The sequence below is a fragment of the Albidovulum sp. genome (assembly GCF_008933605.1).
In the GTDB taxonomy this organism is placed as follows: domain Bacteria; phylum Pseudomonadota; class Alphaproteobacteria; order Rhodobacterales; family Rhodobacteraceae; genus Albidovulum.
Genome location: NZ_WBUS01000226.1, coordinates 1 through 3,730, shown reverse-complemented (window position 1 = coordinate 3,730; position 3,730 = coordinate 1). Strand labels below are relative to the sequence as shown.

At 70.3% G+C, this 3,730-nt stretch carries 5 protein-coding genes; 2 read left to right on the top strand and 3 right to left on the bottom strand.

The features are described from left to right. Positions 1-639 (top strand): HAD-IC family P-type ATPase (locus tag F9K34_RS17795; protein WP_291338448.1); only part of this gene is annotated, 639 nt, incomplete at its 5' end. Between the two features lie 80 nt (positions 640-719). Continuing rightward, entirely contained in the window at positions 720-959 is a 240-nt protein-coding gene (locus F9K34_RS17790; RefSeq protein ID WP_291338447.1) for a hypothetical protein, read from the top strand. Positions 960-1,043: 84 nt separating this feature from the next. Here the strand turns inward: F9K34_RS17790 and F9K34_RS17785 are convergent, their stop codons facing one another. From F9K34_RS17785 to F9K34_RS17775, 3 genes are all read right to left on the bottom strand, one after another. Further along, positions 1,044-1,541, bottom strand: coding sequence for a bactofilin family protein (locus F9K34_RS17785; RefSeq protein ID WP_291338446.1), 498 nt, complete (start codon positions 1,539-1,541; stop codon positions 1,044-1,046). After that, entirely contained in the window at positions 1,531-2,850 is a 1,320-nt protein-coding gene (locus tag F9K34_RS17780; protein ID WP_291338445.1) for a M23 family metallopeptidase, read from the bottom strand. The genes F9K34_RS17785 and F9K34_RS17780 overlap by 11 nt, the downstream gene beginning before the upstream one ends. A gap of 190 nt (positions 2,851-3,040) precedes the next feature. Further along, the coding region (locus F9K34_RS17775; RefSeq protein WP_291338444.1) for a ferritin-like domain-containing protein at positions 3,041-3,730 on the bottom strand (690 nt) is incomplete at its 5' end.

Below are 3,730 nucleotides of genomic sequence, written 5' to 3'. Positions count from 1 at the left end.
GTACTCGTCGCCGTGGCGGTGGACGGCCGTCTCGCCGGGCGGCTGGTGATGGCCGACCCGCTCCGCCCCGACGTCGCCGGAACGCTGCGGGCGCTGCGGCAGGAGGGCGTGGGGCGGATCCTTCTCGCCACCGGCGACCGCGCCGACGTTGCCGAACATGTCACCCGCGGGCTCGGCTTCGACGGGCTGAGGGCGGAACTGAAGCCGGACCAGAAGGTGCTTCTCGTCCTGACCGAGCGGAAGGACGGGCCGGTGATGATGGTGGGCGACGGGGTGAACGACGCTCCGGCGCTGGCGGCGGCCGACGTGGGTGTGGCGATGGGCGCCCGGGGCGCCGCCGCTTCGGCGGAGGCCGCCGAGGTCGTGCTGCTCGTCGACCGGCTCGACCGGCTCTGCGCGGGCATGGAAGTCGCGCGGCGCGCGCGCGCCATCGCGTTGCAGAGCGTGGTCGCGGGGATCGGGCTCTCCGTCCTCGGCATGGTCGCGGCGGCGCTCGGCTACCTGAACCCGGTGGAGGGCGCGCTCCTGCAGGAAGTGATCGACGTCGCGGTGATCCTGAACGCGCTCCGGACGCTGCGGGTGGTGCCGCGCTCGGCGGGTTTGGGCGCACCCAAGGCGGCGGCGCTGGTGGCGGCGTGAGCGGACCGGATGGCGGAAGCGGGCGCGACCGGCGGCGCGGGGGGCTTCCCGGCCGGCCGGAGGCGCCCCATGTCGGCGGGATGGACCGCTGGAAGACCCTCAAGGCGCGGCTGAAGCGGATGCTCGTCCGGATCCGCCAGCGCGTCCCGCCTGGGGCGCGGACGCTCCTTGGCCTCTGCCTCGTCGCGGGCGGGATCGTCGGGTTCCTTCCGGTGCTCGGGTTCTGGATGATCCCGCTCGGCGTTCTGGTGATCGGGCTCGACGTCAAGCCGTTGCTGGCCTGGCTGCGCGGCCGGAGGGCGAAAGGGAAGCGGGGCTGAGCCGCCGCCGGCGGGGGCGCCCCCTTGCGGCAAACGAAAAGCCGGGGCGGACCCGCCCCGGCCTTCATGTCGCGTCGGAGTGCGTCAGTTGCCCGCGGCGGTCGTCGGGGCCACGGCGAGCTTCGGGGCGCCTGTCGACAGCGGGTCTTCCTGCCGCTGCACCGAGCCTTCGAAATGGGCGCCGCTCTCGATCGCGATGGTCTTGTGGATGATGTCGCCCTCGACCCGCGCGGTCGAGGTGAGCCGCACCTTGAGGCCCCGCACCCGGCCGATCACGCGGCCGTTCACCACGATGTCGTCGGCGACGATCTCGCCCTTGATCGTGGCGCTTTCGCCCACGGTCAATAGATGCGCGCGGATGTCGCCCTCGACCACGCCTTCGACCTGGATGTCGCCCGAGGTCTTCACGTTGCCGGTGATGGTCAGGTCCGCGGAAAGGACCGAGGCCCCTGGTTTCGGCTTCGGCGCGGTGGACATGTAGTCGAAGGCAGGCTTCGAGGCGGCAGACTCGGGTGCCTTCGGGGGCTCCGCCGGCGTCGCCGACTTGGGTCCGGGTTCGTTGATCCTGCTTTTAGAAAACATTGTTGGCCGCCTTGATAAACGTCATCGGGTTCACAGCAGTGCCGCCCGTGCGCACCTCATAGTGGAGATGGGTGCCGGTGGAGCGGCCAGTATTCCCCATATCACCGATCCTGTCCCCGCGCGAGACCCTTTGGCCAACCTCCACGCGCACTTTCGACATGTGGCCGTAGCGGGTGACGAGGCCGAACTCGTGCCGGATCTCCACCATGTTGCCGTAGCCCGATTCCCATCCGGCATGGGTCACCGTGCCGTCGGCGGTCGCCAGGATCGGCGAGCCCATGGCACCGGCCATGTCGATGCCCTCGTGCGCCCGGCCCCAGCGGCGGCCGAAACCTGAGGTGTAGCGGAAGGAGGTCTTGAGCGGCATGGCGAAGGGAGCCTTCTCGACCGCGAGCCGGTAGAGGTTCATCCGGTCGAGCCCTTCGAGGATGCGGCCGGCGCGTTCGGCGCTTGCATCGCCGCCCGGAACGACCGGCGGGGCGAGCGGCCCGAGCGGGCCACCCTGGCCTGAATAGCCGCGGCGGACCTCTTCGATGAGATCGTCGGGATCAAGCCCCGCGGAGGAAAACATCTTGTCGAGTGGCGCCATGGAGATCGTCACCGCTTCCTCGAGGCTGGCGAAGATCTCGTCGTGGCGTTCCTCCAGAAGCCGCTTCTCGTAGGCAATCTCGTCCGCCTCGTCCTTCGCCGCGTCGGCCAGTTCTGCCATCGCGTCGCGCTCGGCGGCGGTGCGGCCGAGGGCGGCCGTGAGCACGCCCAGCGTATCGGCGACATCGGCGCCGGACGGCGTGGCGCTGGCGGCGGCCTGCGGCCCTTCGGCGGCAACGGCCGCCAGTTCGGTGACGCGGGCGAGGGCCTGGTCGCGTTCGCCCATCGTCCGCCGAAGCGTCGCCTGGATCACGCCGATGCCGGTTTCCAGTTCCTTGCGCCGCTCTTCGGAGGCGAGGAGCGCCGACTGCATCGCCGAGACCTGCTGCATCGCAAGGGCGAAGCGTTCCTGCGCCGCCACCGCCTCCTGGGCCCTCTGGTCGCGCTCGACCGAGAGCGCGTCGAGGCGGGCCTCGTAGTTTGCCTGCTCCCGCCGCGCCTGTTCGCGGGCACTGCCCGAGCCGATCGAATCCATGAGGAGGATCGCCGTGGCGACGATGGTCCAGGCCAGGAGAACCGAGAAGCCCGACATCGCTACGGCCTGGGTGATCGGCCTCAGCCGGATGAAGCGTGTCTCGGAGTCCGATCGGAGGAACAGGCGCTGTTCCGGAAGTCGTCTTTCCAAGGCAGCGTAGAAACGGCCGATGAGTCGCGCTGGCACGCCGGTCCCCCGTGTTCGTTATCGCATTTCGCCGGACCCATCCCCACAGGTCCCGCTGGTCCGGGATTAGCGTCCGGTTCCGTCAGCGGCAAGGATTAAGCCGGCTCCCGGCGGCCACCCGGCCGGAAGCCGCCGGTTTCGGCAGATTCCCGCCGACGCCGCATCCGGCATGTCGTGGATTTCCCTTGGGTTAGCGGAAGCCGGCGGTCCCCGGCGCCTCGGCCACCTCGTCCGCGAGCGGCCAGTAGAAATCGGGCGGCATCCCCGCCTCGGCGCGCTTCTCGGCGTTGAAGGGGGGCTTCAGGGAGCCGGGGAAATACCGGCGCACAAGGGCGTGAAAGACCTCCTTCGGGTCCAGCCCCTCGCGTCCGCAGAGCCAGTTGAACCACTTCACCCCGTAGGCGACATGGCCGACTTCCTCGGCATAGATCGTGCGCAGGGCCGCCACGGCCTCCGTCTCGTTCGCGTTCTCGAAGATCGCGATCATCCCGGGCGTCACGTCGAGCCCGCGCGCCTCGAGCACCATCGGCACGACGGCGAGCCGCCCGTGCAGGTCGTGCGCCGTATCCTCGGCCGCGCGCCACATGAAGGCATGGGCAGGCAGGGCCCCGTAGAAGCTGCCGCGGGTCTCAAGGCAATCGCAGAGCAGATTGAAATGCCTGGATTCCTCGTCCGCCGACTTCACCCAGTCGTCGTAGAATCCGAGCGGCATCGGCACATCCGCGAAGCGGGCGACGATGTCCCAGTGGAGGTCCACGGCGTTGAGCTCGATATGCGCGATTGCGTGCAGGAGCGCGATCCGCCCCTCCCGCGTGCCGGGCCGCCGGCGCGGCACGTCGCGGGGCGGCAGAAGTTCCGGCCGTGCGGGTCGGGCGGGGCG